1 protein-coding gene is annotated in these 892 nt (G+C 59.0%); it reads right to left on the bottom strand.

The window, feature by feature from the left end; genetic code table 11:
• Positions 1 to 184: 184 nt before the first annotated feature.
• Positions 185 to 610, bottom strand: a complete 426-nt coding sequence (locus IVA82_RS10345) for a cupin domain-containing protein (RefSeq protein ID WP_247381709.1) — start codon at positions 608 to 610, stop codon at positions 185 to 187.
• Between the last annotated feature and the right edge of the window lie 282 nt (positions 611 to 892).

Below are 892 nucleotides of genomic sequence, written 5' to 3'. Positions count from 1 at the left end.
GGTGCCCAACTTCCCGCGACTTCGTGCCTTGGCGCTTTTTGGACGCCGGTCAGTTGAGCGTGCGGAGCCTCCTTGTTGCCGGCGTCCAAAAACCAGCACAACGCACGTCTCGAACGGGCCAACAAGCGACATTCTGAAATAACCCGGTTCGCGAGCAGAGCGCGAATGCAGCCAGCCCACTTAATTAAGATGGCGCAGGTATCAGGCCGTGACGTTTCATGATCTCGCCCATCCGGGCAGGATCAGGAGGCGCAGGGCCGCCGATGGCTACGGCCATTTCCCGGAAGAATTCCGGCCCGAGAATGCCTGGCGTGAGAACGCAAAGCATTTTCGCAATCGCCTGCGTCTCGTTGACGAACCCGTGGACAACACCGCGCGGGATGAAGAGATCGTCTCCGGGGTTGATCTCGATACGCTTACCGGCGACGGTCCAAGTGATGACGCCCTCAAGACCATAGATCGTTTCTTCCCAGTCACGGTGATGGTGCGGGACCGGCATACGGGAGTTTGGCGGGATCACCACCTCAAACATATCAAGCGCCCCGCTGGTATCATACTTGGTGCGCAAAAACCGTAATTGCATTGCGCCAACCTTGATAAGTTCGGCCATTGTCGTGCCTTCCGTTACGCCATAGAAAAGATCGCGGGACGGCTCAGCTCATCCGCACCGAAGTATCAGCAGAAAGCCTATGGCCGGACCTTGGGCATGTCTATTGGGCAACGATGTCTGGGATGGGTCAGAGCACAAAGTCGCTGCGCTCCAGCCCGCTGCGCGGGAGCCAGAGCCGAGAGACCGGTAGCCGGTTGAGAGGAAGAGCCGGGGTGGCAAGGTCGACACGATCAGCGAGCGTAGTGTTGGCGTGCAACACATGATCGCGCGCGAGTCAGCATC

This window comes from Bradyrhizobium sp. 142, assembly GCF_023074015.1.
GTDB lineage: Bacteria > Pseudomonadota > Alphaproteobacteria > Rhizobiales > Xanthobacteraceae > Bradyrhizobium.
The sequence above is the reverse complement of the archived record's forward strand: the minus strand, read 5'-3'. Positions and strand labels throughout refer to the sequence as shown.